The sequence below is a fragment of the Paraburkholderia ferrariae NBRC 106233 genome, assembly GCF_000685035.1.
In the GTDB taxonomy this organism is placed as follows: domain Bacteria; phylum Pseudomonadota; class Gammaproteobacteria; order Burkholderiales; family Burkholderiaceae; genus Paraburkholderia; species Paraburkholderia ferrariae.
Map to the genome: position 1 here is coordinate 289,458 of NZ_BAYB01000007.1, position 19,309 is coordinate 308,766.

At 68.1% G+C, this 19,309-nt stretch carries 22 protein-coding genes; 15 read left to right on the forward strand and 7 right to left on the reverse strand.

Annotation, left to right across the window (positions count from 1 at the left end; genetic code table 11):
* Nucleotides 1-60 precede the first annotated feature (60 nt).
* From BFE01S_RS08195 to BFE01S_RS08205, 3 genes are all read left to right on the forward strand, one after another.
* Nucleotides 61-1,059, forward strand: a complete 999-nt coding sequence (locus BFE01S_RS08195; RefSeq protein WP_028225056.1) for an NADP-dependent oxidoreductase — start codon at nt 61-63, stop codon at nt 1,057-1,059.
* Between the two features lie 68 nt (nt 1,060-1,127).
* Entirely contained in the window at nt 1,128-2,006 is an 879-nt protein-coding gene (locus tag BFE01S_RS08200) for an SDR family oxidoreductase (RefSeq protein ID WP_028225057.1), read from the forward strand.
* Nucleotides 2,007-2,017: 11 nt separating this feature from the next.
* Nucleotides 2,018-2,983 (forward strand): alpha/beta hydrolase, encoded by a 966-nt coding sequence (locus BFE01S_RS08205; protein ID WP_028225058.1) that lies wholly within the window; start codon nt 2,018-2,020, stop codon nt 2,981-2,983.
* Nucleotides 2,984-3,001: 18 nt separating this feature from the next.
* Here the strand turns inward: BFE01S_RS08205 and BFE01S_RS08210 are convergent, their stop codons facing one another.
* Both BFE01S_RS08210 and ygfZ read right to left on the reverse strand, forming a co-directional pair.
* Nucleotides 3,002-3,832 (reverse strand): NRDE family protein, encoded by an 831-nt coding sequence (locus tag BFE01S_RS08210; RefSeq protein WP_028225059.1) that lies wholly within the window; start codon nt 3,830-3,832, stop codon nt 3,002-3,004.
* Between the two features lie 129 nt (nt 3,833-3,961).
* Nucleotides 3,962-4,993, reverse strand: coding sequence for a CAF17-like 4Fe-4S cluster assembly/insertion protein YgfZ (gene ygfZ, locus BFE01S_RS08215; protein ID WP_028225060.1), 1,032 nt, complete (start codon nt 4,991-4,993; stop codon nt 3,962-3,964).
* Between the two features lie 77 nt (nt 4,994-5,070).
* Here ygfZ and mltG point away from each other — a divergent pair, with 77 nt between their 5' ends.
* From mltG to BFE01S_RS08265, 10 genes are all read left to right on the forward strand, one after another.
* Nucleotides 5,071-6,081: an endolytic transglycosylase MltG gene (mltG, locus tag BFE01S_RS08220; protein ID WP_028225061.1), complete on the forward strand. Its 1,011-nt coding sequence runs from the start codon at nt 5,071-5,073 to the stop codon at nt 6,079-6,081.
* On the forward strand, nt 6,082-6,702 hold the full coding sequence (gene tmk, locus BFE01S_RS08225; protein ID WP_028225062.1) for a dTMP kinase: 621 nt from the start codon (nt 6,082-6,084) through the stop codon (nt 6,700-6,702).
* Between the two features lie 86 nt (nt 6,703-6,788).
* The gene (locus BFE01S_RS08230) at nt 6,789-7,829 is read left to right on the forward strand and encodes a DNA polymerase III subunit delta' (protein WP_028225063.1); all 1,041 of its coding nucleotides are present in this window, start codon (nt 6,789-6,791) and stop codon (nt 7,827-7,829) included.
* A gap of 178 nt (nt 7,830-8,007) precedes the next feature.
* Nucleotides 8,008-8,523 (forward strand): GNAT family N-acetyltransferase, encoded by a 516-nt coding sequence (locus tag BFE01S_RS08235; protein ID WP_028225064.1) that lies wholly within the window; start codon nt 8,008-8,010, stop codon nt 8,521-8,523.
* A 16-nt stretch (nt 8,524-8,539) separates the two neighbouring features.
* Nucleotides 8,540-9,325 carry a TatD family hydrolase gene (locus tag BFE01S_RS08240; RefSeq protein WP_028225065.1) on the forward strand — a complete coding sequence of 262 codons (786 nt, stop codon included), beginning with the start codon at nt 8,540-8,542 and terminating at the stop codon, nt 9,323-9,325.
* Nucleotides 9,326-9,392: 67 nt separating this feature from the next.
* Nucleotides 9,393-10,136 (forward strand): ankyrin repeat domain-containing protein, encoded by a 744-nt coding sequence (locus tag BFE01S_RS37930; protein ID WP_042337338.1) that lies wholly within the window; start codon nt 9,393-9,395, stop codon nt 10,134-10,136.
* A 65-nt stretch (nt 10,137-10,201) separates the two neighbouring features.
* Entirely contained in the window at nt 10,202-10,558 is a 357-nt protein-coding gene (locus BFE01S_RS08250) for a Rap1a/Tai family immunity protein (RefSeq protein WP_028225066.1), read from the forward strand.
* 191 nt (nt 10,559-10,749) lie between these two features.
* Entirely contained in the window at nt 10,750-12,174 is a 1,425-nt protein-coding gene (gene otsA / locus BFE01S_RS08255) for an alpha,alpha-trehalose-phosphate synthase (UDP-forming) (protein WP_028225067.1), read from the forward strand.
* Nucleotides 12,175-12,283: 109 nt separating this feature from the next.
* Nucleotides 12,284-13,447 (forward strand): AAA family ATPase, encoded by a 1,164-nt coding sequence (locus BFE01S_RS08260; protein WP_028225068.1) that lies wholly within the window; start codon nt 12,284-12,286, stop codon nt 13,445-13,447.
* 222 nt (nt 13,448-13,669) lie between these two features.
* A complete protein-coding gene (locus tag BFE01S_RS08265; RefSeq protein ID WP_028225069.1) occupies nt 13,670-14,737 on the forward strand; it encodes a glycosyltransferase family 4 protein in 1,068 nt (355 codons plus the stop codon).
* Nucleotides 14,738-14,770: 33 nt separating this feature from the next.
* Here the strand turns inward: BFE01S_RS08265 and BFE01S_RS08270 are convergent, their stop codons facing one another.
* The 3 genes from BFE01S_RS08270 to BFE01S_RS08280 all read right to left on the reverse strand — a co-directional run bounded on the left by BFE01S_RS08270 (nt 14,771) and on the right by BFE01S_RS08280 (nt 16,570).
* Nucleotides 14,771-15,358 (reverse strand): BPSL1445 family SYLF domain-containing lipoprotein, encoded by a 588-nt coding sequence (locus tag BFE01S_RS08270; RefSeq protein WP_028225070.1) that lies wholly within the window; start codon nt 15,356-15,358, stop codon nt 14,771-14,773.
* Between the two features lie 196 nt (nt 15,359-15,554).
* Nucleotides 15,555-16,022, reverse strand: coding sequence for a hypothetical protein (locus tag BFE01S_RS08275; RefSeq protein WP_028225071.1), 468 nt, complete (start codon nt 16,020-16,022; stop codon nt 15,555-15,557).
* Between the two features lie 233 nt (nt 16,023-16,255).
* Nucleotides 16,256-16,570: a PsiF family protein gene (locus tag BFE01S_RS08280; RefSeq protein ID WP_028225072.1), complete on the reverse strand. Its 315-nt coding sequence runs from the start codon at nt 16,568-16,570 to the stop codon at nt 16,256-16,258.
* A gap of 226 nt (nt 16,571-16,796) precedes the next feature.
* On the opposite strand from BFE01S_RS08280, the gene BFE01S_RS08285 reads away from it, so the two are divergent.
* Nucleotides 16,797-17,093: a YciI-like protein gene (locus tag BFE01S_RS08285; protein WP_028225073.1), complete on the forward strand. Its 297-nt coding sequence runs from the start codon at nt 16,797-16,799 to the stop codon at nt 17,091-17,093.
* A gap of 104 nt (nt 17,094-17,197) precedes the next feature.
* On the opposite strand, the gene BFE01S_RS08290 is transcribed toward BFE01S_RS08285, so the two are convergent.
* Nucleotides 17,198-17,872, reverse strand: a complete 675-nt coding sequence (locus BFE01S_RS08290) for a phosphoribosyltransferase (RefSeq protein WP_028225074.1) — start codon at nt 17,870-17,872, stop codon at nt 17,198-17,200.
* A gap of 228 nt (nt 17,873-18,100) precedes the next feature.
* On the opposite strand from BFE01S_RS08290, the gene BFE01S_RS08295 reads away from it, so the two are divergent.
* Nucleotides 18,101-18,322, forward strand: coding sequence for a hypothetical protein (locus BFE01S_RS08295; protein ID WP_028225075.1), 222 nt, complete (start codon nt 18,101-18,103; stop codon nt 18,320-18,322).
* 54 nt (nt 18,323-18,376) lie between these two features.
* Here BFE01S_RS08295 and BFE01S_RS08300 read toward each other — a convergent pair whose 3' ends face one another.
* The gene (locus BFE01S_RS08300; RefSeq protein ID WP_028225076.1) at nt 18,377-19,234 is read right to left on the reverse strand and encodes a LysR substrate-binding domain-containing protein; all 858 of its coding nucleotides are present in this window, start codon (nt 19,232-19,234) and stop codon (nt 18,377-18,379) included.
* Nucleotides 19,235-19,309 lie beyond the last annotated feature (75 nt).

The following is a 19,309-nucleotide window of genomic DNA, read 5'->3' on the forward strand; positions in this document are numbered from 1 at the left end:
CGCCCGTTACCACCACGGCGGCCTTAGCGCCGCAGAGCGAACGCCATGACCCAGACCACGATGACCCAGAATAATCGCCAGATCCTGCTTGTGTCGCGCCCGGAAGGGGCCGCGAGCGTCGAGAATTTCCGTCTCGTCGAAACGCCGCTCGCGCCGCTCGGGCAAGGGCAGCTTCGCGTGCGCAACCATTTCCTCTCGCTCGATCCGTACATGCGCGGCCGCATGAACGACAGCAAGTCGTACGCGGCGCCGCAGCCGCTCGACGAAGTGATGATCGGCGGCACCGTGGGCGAGGTGGTCGAATCGCTCAACCCGAAGTTCAAGGCGGGCGACAAGGTGGTGGGGATGCTCGGGTGGCAGGACTTCGGCACCTCGGACGGCACGGGGCTGCATGTCGTCGATACGACGCACGTGCCGCTCTCCGCCTACCTCGGGCCCGTGGGCATGCCGGGTGTCACGGCCTGGTACGGCCTGAACCGCATCATCGCGCCGAAGGCCGGCGAAACGGTGGTCGTGAGCGCCGCGAGCGGTGCGGTGGGCAGCGTGGTCGGCCAGCTCGCGAAGCGCGCGGGCTGCCGCGCGGTGGGCATTGCGGGCGGCCCGGAGAAGTGCCGCTACGTGGTCGAGACGCTCGGCTTCGACGCGTGCGTCGATTACAAGGCCGGCCATCTCTATCAGGATCTTAAGGCCGCGACGCCCAACGGCGTGGACGGCTACTTCGAAAACGTCGGCGGCGAGGTGCTCGACGCCACGCTCGCGCGCATGAACGCGTTCGGCCGCATTGCCTTGTGCGGCATGATTGCGAACTACGACGGCAAGCCGCTGCCGCTCAAGTATCCGGGCCTCATGCTCACGCAGCGCCTGCTCGTGCAGGGCTTCATCGTCAGCGAGCATCTGGAGGTGTGGCCGCAGGCACTCGCCGAACTCGGCGCGCTCGTCGCGCAGAAGCAGCTTGTCTATCGCGAGACCGTGGCCGAGGGCCTCGAAAGCGCGCCGGCTGCCTTCCTCGGCATGCTCAAGGGGCAGAATTTCGGCAAGCAGCTCGTCAAGCTGATCTGAGCCTGTGCCGTGGGCCGGTGCGATCGCGCCGGCCTTGTTTCTTCAACTCTCCCTTCGCAGGATACGCAATGCCCGATCCGTTCCAGTTCGACGGCCGCGTGGCCGTCATCACGGGTGCGGCGAGCGGCTTTGGCCGCGCGTTCGCCCACAAGGCCGCTGCGCTCGGCATGAAGCTCGTGCTCGCCGATGTCGATAAAAGCCTCCTCGACGAAACCGTTGCCGCACTGCGCGCAGCAGGCGCCGAAGCGATCGGCGTGCCGACCGACGTGCGCGACGCCGCCCAGGTGGACGCACTCGCGAAGGCCGCGCTCGATGCCTGGGGCAAGGTGCATCTGCTCTTCAACAACGCGGGCGTGGGCACGGGCGGCTTGGTGTGGGAAAGCAGCGCGAAGGACTGGGAGTGGGTGTTCAGCGTGAACGTGATGGGGGTGGCCAACGGCGTGCGCGCCTTCACGCCCGTCATGCTGGCGCAGGGCGAGCCCGCGCATATCGTCAACACGGCATCCGTGGCGGGGCTGCTTTCGCCGCCGGCGATGGCCGTCTACAACGCCTCGAAGCACGCCGTGGTGTCGCTCACCGAAACGCTTTATCACGACCTCAAGAGCGTGGGCGCGAGCGTGGGGTGCTCGGTGCTGTGTCCGGCGTTCGTGCCCACGGGCATCGCGAACGCGGAGCGCAGCCGTCCCGACGATCTGCGCAACGACGCGCCGCCCACGCGCTCGCAGCAAGCCGCCGACCTGCAGTTGCAGCGCGCGGTGCGCTCGGGGCGCCTCACGCCGGAAGACGTGGCCGAAGAGACCTTCGGCGCGATCCGCGAAGGCCGTTTCTATATCCTCACGCACCCGCAGATTCTCGCCACGGTGAAACTGCGTCATGAGGACATCGAAACATTGCGCAATCCCACCGATCCGCTTTCGCTCAAGCCCGAAGTGAAGCAGGCCAGCTGATCCGCGCCGCCATGACGCTCAACGCAAAGATTGCGCTCGTGCTCGATATGGTGGCCCGTGCGGACCGGCCGCCGTATCACACGCTCACGCCACAGGAGGCGCGCGCCGCTTACGAGAAGAGTGCCTCGGTGCTGGAGATCGCGTCCGCGCCGATGTTTTCGGTGGAGGATCTGGCGGTGCCGGTGCGCGACGGCTCCTTCATCCGCGCGCGTCTTTATTGCCCGACGCAGCCGCATTGGGCCGAGCCGCTGCCTGCGCTCGTGTACTTCCACGGCGGCGGTTTCACGCTGGGCAGCGTCGATACGCACGACGCGCTTTGCCGCATGTTCGCACGCGACGCGCGCTGCGCCGTGCTCTCGGTGGACTACCGGCTCGCCCCCGAGCACCGCTTTCCGACCGCCGTGCACGATGCCTTCGATGCGTACGCCTGGTTGCACGCGCATGCGTCCGACTACGCAATCGATCCCGCGCGCCTCGCGGTTGGCGGCGACAGCGCGGGCGGCACGCTCGCGGCCGTGTGCGCCGTGCTGGCCCGCGACGCGGGCATGGCGCCGGTGCTGCAACTGCTGATCTACCCAGGCACCTGCGGCCACCAGGACACGCCTTCGCACGCGCGGCTCGCCGAGGGCTATCTGCTCACGGCGAAGACGATCCAGTGGTTCTTCAATCTCTATGTACGCAATGCCGAAGATCGCGACGACTGGCGTTTCGCGCCGCTCGACGGCAAGCGCGGCGCGCCGGACTTCGGCGGGCTCGCGCCCGCCTGGATCGGCGTGGCCGAATACGATCCGCTCGTGGACGAAGGCGAGGCCTACGCGCGCAAGCTGCGCGACGCGGGCAACGCGGTGACGCTCGTGCGCTATGCCGGCGTGATCCACGAGTTCTTCAAGATGGGCGGATTCGTCGAAGACGCGCGGCATGCGCAGGCCGACGCCGCGCAAGCGCTGCGCCGGGCCTTCGGTATCGACGACGATTGAGGGTGGGACGCGCCCGGCTTAGCGCGCAGCAGGCTGGGCGCGCACCACGAAGGTCTCGCGGCGCTCGAAGTCGCCGGGCCGCACGATGCGGTGCGATCCGTTGTCGTCGCTGCGCTCGATCACTTCTACCTCGATGGCCTCGCCGCGCACGCTCGCGCGCAGCGCGGTGGTGCCGCGCGTGCCGTAGTCGGGCGTTTCGATGAACGCGGCGGACAAGGCGCGTTCGCGCTCAAGCGAAATGCCGGTGGCGGGCAGTTCGTCGTCGCGGGCGATCTGCGGGTCGCGCATCATCGTCACGAGCCGGTCGAGGGGAGCCGCGTGGCTGGCCAGTTCGGCCAGCTCCGCGCGCTTGCGCGCGAGTTTCGGCCAGGGCGTGTCGAGCACGGCATTCGAGATGCCGTGCGTGCCTTCCGGCAGCAGCGCCGGCGCGAGATCGCCGCGATTGCAATACCAGGCCAGTTCGCGCCGGGTCCAGTCGCCTACCACCAGGTTGAAGCCGTTATAGAGGCTGCCGTTGCGCGCGACCTGGGCCAGGTAGCGCAGCGGCGTATCGGCCACGCCGTCGCCGCCCGTGAGCCATGCGGAGACGAGCGTGCCGCGCGTGGGCGCGTCGGGGCGCATTTCATGCGGCGCGCGGTAGTTCGTGAGCGCCGCGAAACGGCCGCCGCGCGTCATGCCGAGCCACGTGCCGCCGCCCACGAGATCGCGCCCGGCAAGCACGTCCGGCGCCGCCTGCCACCAATGCAGCGGCTCGGCGGTGCGGCGCAGGAATTCGTCGCGATTCGCGGCGAGCGTGAAGAGCGCACCGTTCGTGGCCTCGGGGCGCCAGTCGAAGACGATCAGGCACATGGCGCCACTCGCTCCGGTCGCCCGGGGCTTTGAACCCGCGCGAAAAGTGGAAAGGGCGCGAAGGGTGCAAGAGGTGCAAGCGGCGCAAGAGGTGCAAGCCGCGCTAGACGAGCGTACGGGGCCAACGCGTCAGACCTCGGCGGGCAGGGCGTACGGCAGCGGCAGGAAGCGCAGGGCGGGGCCGCCGGCGCCGCCCAGATGCACGCTGCCCGATTCGAGGGCGGCGAGCTTGATCTCGGCGAGCAGATCGGTACCGCCGTCGGGCGCGGCCGCCGCGTTGACGACCATGCCGCAGGGCTGGCCGGGATCGTCGGAGTGAAAGAGCTCGGCGCCCGCGTGCGCGGCATCGGCTTCGGCCGCGACGCTCGCCAGCGCCGTGCGGCGCTTGATCGTGCCGCGATACTGGCTGCGCGCGACGATCTCCTGCCCCGGATAGCAGCCTTTCTTGAAGTTCACGCCGCCCAGCACGTCGTAGTTCACCATCTGCGGCACGAACTGCTCCGAAACCGGCTGGGTGATGCGCGGCTCGCCCGCGCGGATGTCGAGCCAGTCCCACACCGCAGGCGAAACGCGCGTGAGCTTGCCATCCAGCGCGGCCAGGCGCGCCTCGACGGCTTCCTTCGGGCCTACCCACAAATAGCGCAGAAGCCCGGCCGCGTCGGGCAGCCGGATCAGCGTGCCGGCGGGATCGTCCACCTTCACGTGCACGCCGTCGGGCAGCGCATCGAATCCGGCGGCCAGTGCGCCGCGCACGTTGCCGGCGAGGCCGACTACGAGCAGCTTCTCGCTGTCGTCCACGAGCTTCGCCTTCGCGCGCAGCACGAACATCGAGAGCCGCTTCTGCACGCTCGCCTGCACGTCCTTGGCAATCAGGAGGCGGATCGTCTCGCCGGTCTTCCACGCGAGGAACGACGCCAGCAGGCGCCCCTTCGCCGAGCAGTAGCCCGCGAGGCGCGCGCCGGTCACGTCCAGATGCTGGATGTCGTTGGTGAGCTGACTGTGCAGGAAGCTTGCGGCGTCGTCGCCCGTGGCGTCGATCACGCCGAACTGCGGGAGGATCGCGTAGGCGCCGCCCTTGAGCACGGCTTCGAAATCGGCGGCGGAGGGACGCCCGGCAACGGAGGTGACGGGTGCGGCGGCGGAGTCGAGGGGGGAGTTCATGGATTCGGGGAACAGTCAATCCTGACTTTAGCGAGGGCAAGCAGTTATTATATGAGGTCAACCTCAGCCGTGTTTTCATGTCCCTCCTGAAGAAATGCCTTGTTGCCGGCGCCGCGCTCGCCGTGCTTGGCGCAGCCGCCGTGGGCGGCATCTGGCATTGGGCCGCTACGCCTGTCCAGCTCGCGTCCCTGCAACTCGACGTCACCATCAAGCCGCACAGCTCGGTGCGCAGCGCCACCACGCAGCTGCGCCGCGGCGGCGTGCCGGTGCAGACCGAACTCTTCGTGCTGATGACGCGCGTGCTGGGCCTGCAGAGCCAGCTCAAATCGGGCAACTACGAGTTCAAGCAGGGCATCACGCCTTACGAAGTGCTGCAGAAGATGGCGCTGGGCGACGTCAACGAATACGTCGCGACCATCATCGAAGGCTGGACCTTCAGGCACATGCGCGCCGAACTCGACGCCAATCCGGCGCTGCGCCACGACAGCGCGGGCATGACCGACGCCCAGCTGCTGGCCGCCATCGGCGCGCCGCCCGCGCCCATGGACAACGCCGAGGGCCTGTTCTTCCCCGACACCTATCTCTTCGACAAGGACACGAGCGATCTCGACGTATACCGCCGCGCCTACCGCCTGATGCAGGTGCGGCTCGCCGAGGCCTGGGCCGCGCGCGCGCCGGGCCTGCCGCTCAAGTCGCCCTACGAGGCGCTCACGCTCGCCTCGCTCGTCGAGAAGGAGACCGGCAAGGCGGGCGACCGGCCGCTCGTGGCGGCGGTGTTCGCCAACCGGCTGCGCGTGGGCATGCCGCTGCAGACCGACCCCGCCGTGATCTACGGTCTCGGCGACGGCTACGAGGGGCGCCTGCACAAGAGCGATCTGCAGACCGACACTCTTTACAATACCTACCTGCGCCTCGGGCTGCCGCCCACGCCCATCGCGCTGCCGGGCGCCGCTTCGCTGCAGGCGGCGCTGAATCCGGCATCGACCGGCGCGCTGTACTTCGTGGCGCGCGGCGACGGCAGCAGCGTTTTTTCGGACAATCTCGTCGACCACAACAAGGCCGTCGACAAATACATTCGGGGGCAGTAAATGGCGCGGGGCCGATTCGTTACGTTCGAGGGCATAGACGGTGCGGGCAAGACCACGCATCTCGCCTGGTTTCGCGACCGGCTCGCGGACAAGCTGGCCGCCACCGGACGCACGGTCGTCATGACACGGGAGCCGGGCGGCACGGCGCTCGGCGAGTCGCTGCGCGAGATTCTGCTGCACCAGCCCATGGACCTCGAAACCGAAGCGCTCCTGATGTTCGCGGCCCGCCGCGAGCATCTGGCCCAGGTGATCGAGCCGGCGCTCGCGCGCGGCGACTGGGTGCTCTCCGACCGCTTCACCGACGCGACCTTCGCCTACCAGGGCGGCGGCCGGGGCCTGCCGCGCGACAAGCTCGAAACGCTGGAGCGCTGGGTGCAGGGCGGCTTCCAGCCCGATCTGACGGTGCTGTTCGACATTGCGCCCGATACGGCGAGCGAGCGGCGCGGCGCGGCGCGCGAGCCGGACCGCTTCGAGAGCGAAACCGATGCGTTTTTCACGCGCACGCGCGGCGAATACCTGCGGCGTGCGGAAGAAGCGCCATATCGCTTTACGATTGTCGATTCGACGCAGAGCATCGAGGATATTCGCAAGCGACTTGAGAATGTGATCGCATCGCTTTGATTTTTAATATTTATTTGTCGTTCTTATGATGGACGGCGAAGCTCGTGTCATATCTAAACAATTTCGGCTAACTGGTTGATTTAAAAATGATCTATCCGTGGCAAGCCGGCGACTGGGAGCGCCTTCAGCAATTGCGCGGCCACTGGCCGCACGCACTGCTGCTGCACGGCCAGGCCGGAATCGGCAAGCTGCGCTTTGCCCAGCATCTGGCCCAGGGGCTGCTGTGCGAATCGCCCGCGGCCAACGGCGAGCCCTGCGGCACGTGTCCCGCCTGCCACTGGTTCGGCCAGGGCAACCATCCCGATTACCGCATCGTCGTGCCGGAGGCGCTGGCGGCCGAAGTCGGCCCGGTCGCGGCCGACGACGGCGAAAAGGCCGCCGACAAAGGCGAGGGCGACGAAGGCAAGAAGACCCGCACGCCCAGCAAGGAGATCCGCATCGAACAGGTGCGCGCGCTGCTGGACTTCGCGGGCGTGGGCTCGCACCGCGGCGGTTTGCGCGTGGTCGTGCTGTATCCGGCCGAAGCGCTCAATGTGGCGGCCGCCAATGCGCTGCTGAAAACGCTCGAAGAGCCGCCCGCCAGCGTCGTGTTCCTGCTGGTCTCGGCGCGCATCGACCGGCTGCTGCCCACCATCATCAGCCGCTGCCGTCAGTGGCCGATGGCGACGCCCGCGCCGGCGGCGGCGCAGGCGTGGCTCGCGTCGCAAGGCGTGGCCGATGCGCCGAGCCTGCTGGCCGAAGCCGGCGGCGCACCGCTCGCAGCGCTCGCGCTCGCCCACGACGAAAACCGCACCCTGCGCGACTGGACGCTCGCCCAGCTCGCGGCGGGCGCCGGCTGCGACGCCTTCGCCTGCGGCGAGACGCTGCAGAAGCTGCCGGTGCCGCTCGTGCTCGGCTGGCTGCAGCGCTGGGTGTACGACCTGCTCGCCGAGCGCACCGCCGGCCGGCCGCGCTACTTCCCGCAGGCGGCGGCCGGGCTCGCCCGCTGCGCGGCGAAGCTCGATGCGCCGGCGCTCGCGCGCTACATGAAGACCGTGACGCGCCAGCGCGCCGTGGAGAACCATCCGCTCAATGCCCGCCTCGTATTCGAGGAGCTGTTTCTGGGCTATCGTGAACTGTTCGCCTGAGCGCCAGGCCCACTGACTGACGACCGACTGATCGAGCGGCCCTGCGCGGCCCATCGATCGATGACCGACCCGGCTCGCCGCGCCACGCCCGATACACGGCACCGCGCCACGGCGAGCCCCAGCCGATATCCCGCGATATCCAGCCGACACCCCGCGATACCCAGCCGATACCCGCACCATGAGTCTTGCCTACCGCGACGCCACCCTCGACGACCTGCCCGCCATCGTCGCCATCTACAACTCGACCGTGGCCTCGCGCCAGGTCACGGCCGATCTCGAACCCATCAGCGTGGAAAGCCGCGTTGCGTGGTTTCAGGCGCACGGGCCCGTCAGGCGGCCGCTGTGGGTGGTCGAAGACGCCGGGCGCGTGATCGCATGGCTGAGCTTCTCCGACTTCTACGGGCGCCCGGCCTACCGCCACACCTCGGAAGTCAGCATCTATCTCGACGAAGCCGCGCGCGGCAAGGGCCTCGGCGCCCAGTTGCTCACCGCCGCCCTCGAAGCCGCGCCGGGGCTCGACATCCATACGGTGCTAGGCTTCGTGTTCGGCCATAACGCGCCCAGCATGCGGCTCTTCCAGCGCTTCGGCTTCACGGCCTGGGGGACGCTCCCGCGCGTGGCCGTGCTCGACGGTGTCGAGCGCGATCTCATCATCCTCGGCAAGCGGCTCGACAGCGCGCCTGCCGCCGCCTGAACCCGCAGAGCCGCCCATGTTCGTCGATTCGCATTGCCATATCAATTTCGAAGGTCTCGCCGACCGTCTGCCGCAGGTGCTGGAGAACATGCGCTCGAACGCCGTCACGCATGCGCTGTGCGTTTCGGTGGATCTGGAGACGCTGCCCTCGGTCCTCGACATCGCGAACCGCTTCGAGAACGTGTATGCCTCGGTCGGCGTGCACCCCGACCACGAAGACGTGAAAGAGCCGAGCGTGGCCGAACTGGTGGAACTGGCCGCGCATCCGAAGGTGGTGGCGATCGGCGAAACGGGGCTCGATTACTACCGGCTGGGCGAGCGCACCCTCGCCGACATGGAATGGCAGCGCGAGCGCTTTCGCACGCATATCCGCGCGGCGCACGCCACGATGAAGCCGCTGATCGTCCATACCCGGGCCGCCTCGGACGACACGCTGCGCCTCATGGAAGAGGAGCGCGCGGGCGTGCCCGGCGGCGTGATGCACTGCTTCACGGAACCCTGGCCGATCGCCGAGCGCGCGCTCGCGCAGAACTTCTACATCTCGCTCTCGGGCATCGTCACGTTCAAGAGCGCGACCGAGGTGCAGGAGGTCGCCCGCCGCGTGCCAATCGAGCGCTTGTTGATCGAAACGGACTCGCCGTACCTCGCGCCGGTGCCTTTTCGGGGCAAACCCAATGAACCTGCGTACGTGAGCCATGTCGGAAGATACATTGCGCAGCAGCGCGGGCTTGCCGACGCCGAACTCGGCGAGGCCACCACGCAGAACTTCTTCCGGCTCTTCAAGATTCCCGCCGCAGTCTGAACAGGTGGCGCGGTGCTGCCAATGCCGTTTATTATCAACAAGATACTGAGAAACTCCAAGGCTTGACATGAACTTCAAAACGCTAACGCCCACCGTCTCCACCGTCCGTGCCGCCTCCATGCGGCGCATGACCGCCGCCCTCGCATTCGGCATGAGCGCGGCCTTGCTGACCATGGCGCCGGTGCACGCTGCGTCGATCGATTCGCTCGTGAAGTCCGTCAAGTTCGACGACGACAAGGCCGTCGCCAAGGACATCGCCGACGGCATGGACCCGAACGCCACCGACGACCAGGGCATGCCGCTCCTCGTGCTGGCTGCGCGCGAGAAGTCCGACAAGGTGGCAGCGGTGCTGCTCGACAACCCGAAGACGAAGATCGGCGCCGAAGACCGTGCCGGCGAAAACGCGCTGATGCTCGCCTCGCTCAACGGCGACATGGATCTCGTGAAGCTGCTCATCACGAAGGGCGCGGAAGTGAACAAGAAGGGCTGGACGCCGCTGCACTACGCGGCCGCCAACGGCAACGACGACGTCGCGAAGCTGCTGCTCGGCTACTCGGCCTACGTGGACGCGCAGTCGCCCAACGGCACGACGCCGCTCATGATGGCCGCGCGCGGCGACCATATCTCGACGCTCAAGCTGCTGCTCGACAACGGCGCGGATCTCAACGCGAAGAACCAGATCGGCATGAACGCACTCGATTTCGCCAAGCAGTACAAGGCGCCCGATGCGATCAAGGGCCTCTCGGCGCGCATGGCGCAGTCGGGCAGCCCGTCCGGCGCTACGGCCGCCCCGCAAAACGGTGCAAAATAACGGGATTGCCGCCAGCGGACCGACTGGCGGCGCGGTGCCCCACCCGTAACGAATAAAGGAGAACCATGCTGCGGGCTCTGATTTGCGCCGGTGCGCTCGTCCTGCCGCTATCGGCATTTGCCTTCACGGCGAGCGACCTGAACCGGCTGTGCACGAAGACCGACGTGGCGTCGCGCAGTGCCTGCGCGGCCTATATCGAAGGCGCCGCCGACGGGGTGTTCAATACGATCGATGCGATCGGCGGCACGACCGGGCCGCGCGTGGGCCAGTACTTCTGCCTGCCGCCGGACGCGCGCTCGGCACAACTGACCGACGCGGTGCGCAAGTACATCGCCGACAACCCGAACGTCGCGGGCTACAACGCCAGCACGGCCATTTCGCTCGGCCTCGGCAAGGCATTCCCCTGCAAGTCGGGTAGCTGATCCCCCCGGGCGGCCCTGCCGGCGGGCCGGCAAGGCTGCTTTCGATGCCCGCGGCGGCCATCGCCGGCGCATCGCTGACCGGCAGGACGTCTCGCGGCACGCTCCGTGCTAGGGTCTGTTGAGATGGCATCGCAGGCTTGTGCCGGAATGGCCCCCGAAAGAGCGGGGCATCACGTGCGGAGGGAGCCCGAATGGGCAGATTGATCGTCGTGTCGAACCGCGTGGCCACGCCCACGGAAACGAAAGGCTCCGCGGGAGGGCTCGCCGTTGGCGTGTTCGGCGCGCTCAAGGATGCGGGCGGCATCTGGTTCGGCTGGAGCGGCGACGTCGTGAGCGAAACCGTGGCCAATGCGGGGCCCTCGCTCGTCGAAGACGGCCCGGTCTCGTTCGCGACCGTCGGCCTCACGCGCAAGGACTACGACCAGTACTACCGCGGCTTTTCGAACGCCACGCTCTGGCCGGTCTTCCACTATCGCAACGACCTCGCGCGCTACGAGCGCGACGAATACGCGGGCTACCGCCGCGTGAACGCGTGGCTCGCGCACAAGCTCGTCAAGCTGATCGAGCCCGACGACAACATCTGGGTCCACGACTACCACCTGATTCCGTTCGCCGAAGCCTTGCGCTCCGAAGGCGTGACGAATCGCATCGGCTTCTTTCTGCACATTCCGTTTCCCTCGCCGCAGGTGCTGCAGACCGTTCCGCCGCACGAGGAACTCGTGAAGTCGCTGTGCTGCTACGACCTGCTGGGCTTCCAGACGCGCAACGACGAGCAGGCCTTTCACGACTACGTGGTGCGCGTGGCGCGCGGCAAGATCACGGGGCCGGTGGGCAATCGCGGGAATAACGGAGACAGCGCGAACACCGGCATCGAAGCCTATGGCCGCCCACTGCGCACGGGTGTTTACCGGATCGGCGTGTTTCCCGACGAAATCGCCGAGCAGGCCGCGCGCTACGAGAGCCGCCAGCACGTGCTGGACCTCAAGCAGAGCCTGGAAGGGCGCAAGCTCATCATGAGCGTGGACCGGCTCGACTATTCGAAGGGGCTGGTCGAGCGCTTCCACGCGTTCGAGCAGCTGCTCGAACATTCGCCCGAGTGGCGCGGCAAGGTCACGCTCGTGCAGATCGCGCCGCCCACGCGCTCGGACGTGGCGAGCTACAAGCAGATCCGCGAGGAACTGGAGCGCGAGGCCGGGCGCATCAACGGGCGCTACTCGGGCCTCGACTACACGCCCATCCGCTATCTGAGCCAGCAGTACGACCGCTGGAAGCTGATGTCGCTCTTTCGCGAATCGCAGGTGGGCTACGTCACGCCGCTGCACGACGGCATGAACCTCGTTGCGAAGGAGTACGTGGCGGCACAGAATCCCGCCGACCCGGGCGTGCTCGTGCTCTCGATCTTCGCGGGCGCCGCCGCCGAACTCACGGGCGCCGTGCTCGTGAATCCGCACGACGCGGCGGGCATGGCGGAAGCGCTGCAGCAGGCGCTCTCGATGCCGCTCGCCGAGCGCCAGGCGCGCTACGAGACCAATATGGCGGCACTGCGGCGCAACGACCTCGGCGTCTGGCGCGATACCTTCCTGCGCGATTTGAGCCACGTGCCCCGAGTGCGCTAGCGCGAAGCCATCGCGGGCCGCAAAACGAGGACACCGAAGCGCGCATGAAGGCACCCGGTTATTATGATCCGGCGATCACGCCGCCAGAGACTTTCCGCTCCCTCGCTTCATGCTCACCACGCTCGCCATTGCCAACTACCGCTCGCTGCGCGAACTGATCGTGCCGCTCGGGCCGCTCAACGTCATCACCGGGCCCAACGGCAGCGGCAAATCGAACCTCTATCGTGCGCTGCGCCTGCTCGCGCTCACCGCGCGCGGCGGCGTGATCACCTCGCTCGCTCGCGAGGGCGGCCTGCAATCGACGCTCTGGGCCGGCCCGGAGCGTTTCGCGCGCGCGGTGCTCGCGGGCGCGATGCCGGTGCAGGGAACGGTGCGCAAGGATGCCGTGAGCCTGCGCCTCGGCTTCGCGGGCGACGCATTCGGCTACGCGATCGACCTCGGGATGCCGATGCCGTCGAACTCGCAGTTTTCGCTCGACCCGGTCATCAAGCACGAATGCATCTGGAGCGGGCCGCTGCTGCGGCCTTCGGCGCTGCTCGTCAGTCGCCAGGGGCCGATGATCCGCATCCGCGGCGACGACGGCGAGTGGACGACGCTCGCGCAGCCGGTGGCGAGCTTCGACAGCATGATGACCGAGTTCGCCGACCCGCGCAGCGCGCCGGAGATGATCGCCGTGCGCGAGCAGATCCGTTCGTGGCGCTTCTACGACCATTTCCGCACCGACGCGCTCGCCCCCGCGCGCCAGGTGCAGATCGGCACGCATACGCCGGTGCTCGCCGACGACGGCGCGAATCTCGCCGCGGCGCTCCAGACGATCCGCGAGATCGGCGATGGCGCCGCGCTCGATACGGCCGTTGCCGATGCCTTTCCGGGCGCGCGCGTGGAGATCGTCAATCACGAAGGGCGCTTCGAGGTGGCGCTGCGCCAGGAGGGGCTGCTGCGGCCGCTGCGCGGCGCGGAGCTTTCGGACGGCACGCTGCGCTATCTGCTGCTCGCGGCGGCGCTGCTGAGCCCGCGGCCGCCCGCGCTGCTCGTGCTCGACGAGCCGGAAACGAGCCTGCATCCCGATCTGCTGCCGTCACTCGCCCGGCTCATCGCGCGGGCGTCGCAGCATTCGCAGGTGCTCGTGGTGTCGCATGCGCCGCGTCTCGTCGCGGCGCTGGAGCGCGAGGCGGGCAGCCAGTCGATCGTGCTCGCACGCAAGCTGGGGGCCACCGCGCTCGCCGATGCCGATGCGCTGGACGTGCCGCCGTGGAAGTGGCCCGCGCGCTGAGGGCGAGCCATCCCGAAGCGTCCCGCATGGCCCCGCGCGCCAGCACGGGCACGCGAATTGCGAAACGAAGCAAACGGGCTGCCGATGTTGCCCCGATATCGCCTCGATGTTGCCCACGAGGCCCGGCTTAACATTGCCTTACAATAAAACCTGGCATAGATCGGACCTCAACGCGGGAACGCGGCCTGAAAAGCGCACCCGCCCAGCTTCCCGGAGACTCCCATGAGAATTGCGCAGATCGCCCCGCTGACCGAGTCGGTACCGCCCAAGCTCTACGGCGGCACGGAACGCGCGGTGTCGTACATCACGGAAGCGCTGGTGGACCTCGGCCACGAGGTCACGCTGTTCGCAAGCGGCGACTCGGTCACGAGCGCGAAGCTCGAACCGGTGTGGCCGAGGGCGCTGCGCCTCGACCCCGCCATCCGCGACCGCATCGCGCCGCACATGCTGCTCATGGAGCTGGTGCGCCGCCAGGCCGACCAGTTCGACGTGCTGCACTTTCATATGGACTACTACTCGTTCTCGGTGTTCAAGCGCCAGGACACGCCGTTCGTGACGACGCTGCACGGCCGGCTCGATCTGCCCGAGCAGCAGCCGGTTTTCGATACCTTCGACACCGCGCCCGTCATTTCCATTTCGAACGCGCAGCGCCAGCCCATGCCGCAGGCCAGGTGGCTCAGCACGGTCTATCACGGCCTGCCCGAAACGCTCTATACGCCGCAGCCCGTCGAGCCGCGCTATCTCGCGTTCCTCGGCCGCATCTCGCCGGAAAAACGGGTGGATACCGCCATCCGCATTGCCCAGCGTTGCGGCCTGCCCATTCGCATTGCCGCCAAGGTGGACGAGGCCGACCGCGAGTATTTCGAGCGCGAGATCAAGCCGCTTTTCGCGCTGCCGGGCGTCGAGTTCGTCGGCGAGATTTCGGATGCCCAGAAGGCCGAATTTCTCTCGGGCGCGCACGCGCTGCTGTTTCCGATCGACTGGCCGGAGCCCTTCGGCCTCGTCATGATCGAGGCCATGGCGTGCGGCACGCCGGTGATCGCGTTCAACCGCGGTGCGGTGCCGGAGGTGGTGGAGGAAGGGGTGACCGGTTTTATCGTCGAGGACGAAATCGGCGCCGTGGCCGCCGTGAACCGCCTCGCGCGCGTGCCGCGCAGCGGCGTGCGTGGCCGTTTCGAAGCGCGCTTCACGTCGCGCCGCATGGCGCAGCAATACGTGGAGGCTTATCAGAGCGTGATACGCGCGAGCAAGCGCTCGCGCTTCAAGGTGATCGATACGTCCACGAGCTGAGCGCTCGCGGACGTGCCGCAGGGCAGGGCCCGTTTACAGGTCGAGGCGCGAGATCTTCGTGCCGCCGAGCGAGAGGTCGCCGATCAGGCCGCTGTTGGTCAGCACGAACACTTCCACGGGCTTGGTGGCCGTGGTCGTGTCGATGCTGCCGTTCGCGCCGACCTTCACGAGCGCGACCGAAGCGTCGCCGCCGGCCGACCAGCCATTCGAATTGCGGAATTTGTCGAGCGCGTCCTGGGTCATGAAGAGGTACACGACCGACTTGGACTGCACGCCGAGCGTGGCGCCCACCGAAGCCGAGGTGGTGCTGTAGTAGCCGACCGTGCTGCCGCCTACGCGCAGCGCGCCGTCGCCGTGCTCGCCGCCCACCACGATGCCCGCCTGCACGACCGACGGGAACACGAGAATGCCGCGCGCCTTGCCGACCAGCTCGCGAGAGCCCGGTACGGTCTGGAAGAGGCGCGAGAGCGTGCCGTCCGCGCCCGCGTCGATGGACTGGCGGCGTGCGGCGTTGGAGGTGGCGGTGGGCGGCTGATTGCCGGTGGTGGTACAGCCCGCGAGTGCGGTGCCGGCGAGGGCGAGAGCAACAGTGGCCTTCAGGATGAAGCCGTATTTTTGCATCTTCTTCTCCGTGTGGTGACCGGAAATGCGCCGCGAATGCCGGGGATTCCGGCGATGCGGGCTGAGGCGGTTATAGCATAGTTAAATCAGACGGTTGGTCGAGCGCGCACAGCGCGGGCGCCGGCACAAGCGGCGCCCGGGCCGGTCGCTCGACGCGGCTGCGGTCTTCAGGAGACCGGAATGTTGCGTTGCGGCATCAACGTTCCGGTATGGGTTTCTGCACGGGTTTGGGCGCGGATTGCGCGGGCGGCCGCCGCAGCGCGCGCTTCACGCCGCCGAGCACGATGCCGATGGCAAGGAGCGTCGCCGCCGGCACCACCCAGTAACCCACGAATGCATGCCAGAGATAGTCGAAGAGGGTGCTGCGGCGCGCGGCATATTCGTCGCGCGCGGCTTGCCAGCGCGCGTCGTTCTGTCCCAGCACCTCGGCCGGGCAGCCCGCCGCGCGGGCCGCGTCGGGCGTGCCCCGGCAGCGCAGCGGCGCGCCGGCGTCGCGTTCGGCGTCGGTGAAGGTCCACGTGGTCAATGCCCGCTGGAGGTCGGCGCGGTTATAGGCCATCTCCTCCTGGATCTCGCGCACGGCCACGATCATCACCGGCACCAGCCAGAACACGATCACCAGCAGCCAGCGGCGAAACCAGCGGTTCTTGTGTCTCCATGCCATCTGCGCCTCCGTTCGATGCCGTTGGCATCAACGTCAACCGGCAACCCGATGGCGTATGCGTTATGTCGTCTTGGGCGGGGCCGCCGTTGCAGCCATCATAGGAGAAAAACGCCGGGCCCGACGGGCGCGGACGGCGCGAGCAGGGCAAACATGCAGCCCGGCCAGGCGGCCGAGACATGAAAAAGCGCGCGGCAGCCCGAGCCGCCGCGCGCTTTGCCGGGGAGAACCGGTGCTTAGCTCTTCGTCGAAAGACACTGCTTCATGAAGGCCTTGCGGTCGTCGCCCTTCTTGTCGGCGGCCTGCGCGTTGCATGCCTTCATCCGTTCCTGCTGCGTCATGGCAGGTGCGGGAGCACCCGACGCCGAAAGACACTGCTTCATGAAGGCCTTGCGGTCATCGCCTTTCTTGTCGGCGGCCTGGGCATTGCAGGTCTTCATCTTCTGCTGCTGGCTGTTGGGCGCGGCCGCCGGCGCGGCGGTCTGGGCGAACGCCGGTGCGGCCAGCACGCCGCCCAGCACGATTGCAGCAATAACGGATTGCATCTTCATCGGTGACTCCCATGGGATATCGACGTTGTTGGTGGTCGTGCGAGCGGGCCGCCCCTGTGCGGGCATTTCGCCCCGGCTGCCGGTTGTGGCCGCAGCCGCGACCATTATGGCAAAGCCTCCCTGAAAACGGGGCAGCAGTGGCCGCGGTTGACCGCGCGTGCGGCACAATGCGTTAAATCGCCGCCCGGCCCGCCCGAGGCCGGGCGGCCCTGTTCAGGAGAACGCGATGCATTGGCTCTTGACGTACGAACTCGCCGAGGACTACCTCGAACGCCGCCCGGAACACCGCGGCGTGCATCTCGCGCTCGCGTGGGCGGCGGCGGAGCGCGGCGAACTGCTGCTCGCGGGCGCCGTGGCCGACCCCGTCGATAGCGCGCTGCTGCTGTTCCAGGGCGAAACGCCCGCCGCCGCCGAAGCGTTCGCGCGCGCGGACCCCTACGTCACGGCGGGGCTTGTGCGCCACTGGCGCGTGCGGCCCTGGCAAACCGTAGTGGGCGAGGGCGCGGCAAACCCGGTGCGGTGACGGGCGGCGGTGCTTTGGGGTGATCCTTTGGGGTGATCCTTTGGGCTGATTCTTCGCTGCGCTTTTGTTGCGCCGGTATGACGGCAAAGCGGGCCTCAGCCGTTTCAGGCAGCGCCGGAAGTGCCGGAATTGCCGGTCGCTTCATCGAGCAACTCGCGCACCGTGTCGTCGCTCACCTGGTCGAAATCGAAGTAGAACTGGCCGACGCTGTAGAAATGCTGAGGCGCGAGCACGCAGACGACCTCGTCCACGACGCTGCCCAGCCGGACGCGGGCGTCGACGGGCGCCACCGGCAGTGCTGCAACGATGCGCGCGGGGCCGAGCGTGGCGAGCGCGCGCGCCGCGGCCTTCAGCGACGCGCCTGTGGCCATGCCGTCGTCGATGACGAGCGTGACGCGGCCCGCCACCGGAACCGGAACCGGAGCCCGCTCGCCGCGATAGCGCATTTCGCGGCGCCCCAGTTCGATGCGCGCCGTGGCAATCGCGCTTTGCAGTTGCCCTGTACTCACGCCCGCTTCGCGGATCAGCGCTTCGTCCACGAACTGCGCGCCGTTCGACGACAGCGCGCCCATGGCGAGTTCCGGCTGCCACGGCGTGCCGAGCTTGCACACCGGTAGCACGTCGAGCGGCACGCCAAGCGCCATCGCCACCTCGAAGGCAACCGGCACGCCCCCGCGCGGCAGCGCGAGCGCGACCACGTCGCGCCGCCCGGCATAGGCGGCGAGGCGCTCGGCCAGCATGCGGCCGGCTTGGCGGCGATCGGTGAAGGGGCGTTCCACGGCCGGCTCCCAGACGGAACGATCCAGTCAGTGTGCCACGCGGCGCGCGGCCTCGCGTGTGGAAAAAAAACGGCTGCGAAGGATTCCCGCGGCGGCGTGCTCGCGTGCGCCGTCATTTGCTAACGCGTATTCGTCGTTTGGTGCCGCGGCCCGGCATGGTTACGATGACAGGGCTGTTTATCGACAGCCGCCGACAACTTGCCACTGCCTGCCGACGAGGTCCAGACCATGTCCGAATCCGCCTGTTTCAAGCCGCGTGTCGTCGAACCGGTTGCCGTCGACCGGCCCGATGGATTGGGCCTCGCGATCGAGTTATGGCTTTCGCGGCCGGTGGACGGCATCGCCGGCCAGGCGGTGCGCATTCATCTGCGCCGCGGCGCCCGCATGGAGGAGGCGGAAGCGCTGCGCGATCTGCTGCACGCCGTGGGCACGGATATCGTCGTGACCTGAGGTGGTGCGGCGGTGTGGCGATAAGTCGCATGCGCGGGAGGACTGAACCCGCGCTCAATCCAGCTCGGTGGCGAAGAGGGCGTCGAGCAGGTTCGACGACGAGGGGTCCGCGAGCCGCGTGAGCGATTCCACCATGCGCACCTGGCAATCCGCGAGCGGGATCATGCGAATGCGCCGCGACTCGCCGAATTCGGCATACGCGATCACGCCTACGCCCACGCCTTGCGCGATGGCCGTCTGCAGCGCCTCGCGGCCGTCCACGTAGAGCACGGGCTGCACCTGCAGGCCCTTGCGCACCAGTTCGGCCTCCAGCAACTGCTGCGTGACCGACTGCGCCTCGCGGAACACCATCGGCTCGCGCACGAGCTCCTCGTACGTCATCCGGCGCTTTTTCGCGGCGGGGCTGTCGGCGGGCACCACCGCCACCAGCGGCTCCTCGCGCAGCACGCGCGTCTGCAGGCGGCTATGCACCTGGCGCGCCGCCGTGATCGCCGCATCCACCTCGCTGGAGAGCACGCGGCGCATGCACTCGGTCGCGTTCGCGATCGAGAGCTTCACCACCACCCCGGGATAGCGGCGCCGGAACGCGCCGATCAGCTTGATGGCGAGATCCGGCGCGTCGGCGATCAACGAGAGTTCGCCCGATTCCAGCGCGCCCGCCGCCTCCAGCAGCCGCCGGGCATCGCGCTCGCAGCTCACCATCTGCCGCGTGACGGCAAAGAGCCGCCGCCCGAGTTCGGTCAGCTCCACCCCGCGCGGCGCACGCTCGAAGAGCTTGACCCCGAAATCCTGTTCGAGACGCTTCACATGGTCCGAAACGGCGGGCTGCGAGAGCGACAGCGCCTGGGCGGCGCGCGAGAAACCGCCGTGCTCGGCGACCGCGTGAAAAGCGCGTAACTGGGCGTACTGCATGGCCATGCGGTTCCAATAAGTTTAACTTATAGCAGCATCTATTATATCGATTTTACCGATGCACCGCCGTGGGAT